We start from the raw sequence: 727 nt of genomic DNA on the forward strand, positions 1-727 counted from the left end.
CTTTTGCAATAGCAAAAAGTGGATTGCCTTATGATGAAAATTTTGTTTCAAAATTAGCTCAATAATGCTTGTTTTTTAACTCAGTTCTTTGTTGTGTACAGTTTTTATAGTTCAACATTTTTCCAATTATATATTTTTTCACTTAAATTATATTCTTCTTCTTTAAAATCCTCTTTTGTTTCTCTTTTAAATTTTTCACATTCTTTTTTAGAATCTGTTTTCCAGCACGTTATAATGTCTCTGCTTGGTATTGAAAAACTAAAATTTTCTGAAATATTTTCTAGGATTATTTTACGATATTCAGGAATCAAGATTCGAACAGAAGTGAAGTTGTCATTCTCTGAATTCCAAAAACCCATTTTTCCGCCATCAATTTCATAAATTTTTAAATCACAATTGTCAAATAAATTCTTTAAATTTTTTATTGATTCTATAAGTAGTTTTTTTGAGTCAATTTTTAGTTTTTCAAACTCTAGATTGGATAAGAATGAATATCCTCCATCTAACTTTTCAACAAATCCAATTGAAATTTCGTTAGTGAAATTTATTCCGTAAACGTTATGTTCCGTTTTCCAATATTCGGGAAAAAATTGAGGTATATAGTTCATCTATAATTTTCAGATTAGAATGAGTGTATTATACTGAAATAGGTTGACTCTTTTTTGATTATTATTTCGACGTTCAAAAGATTTTTTTCAGCCGTTTAGAAGGCAAAAAAATAGTTTGA

General features: G+C 26.3%; 1 protein-coding gene. It reads right to left on the bottom strand.

Translation table 11 applies throughout. The features are described 5' to 3' along the window. Window positions 1-104: 104 nt before the first annotated feature. Window positions 105-608, bottom strand: a complete 504-nt coding sequence (locus K8Z87_RS13830) for a DUF1444 domain-containing protein (protein ID WP_227478165.1) — start codon at window positions 606-608, stop codon at window positions 105-107. Window positions 609-727: the final 119 nt, after the last annotated feature.

Source organism: Winogradskyella immobilis (genome assembly GCF_021887715.1).
Classification (GTDB): Bacteria; Bacteroidota; Bacteroidia; order Flavobacteriales; family Flavobacteriaceae; genus Winogradskyella; species Winogradskyella immobilis.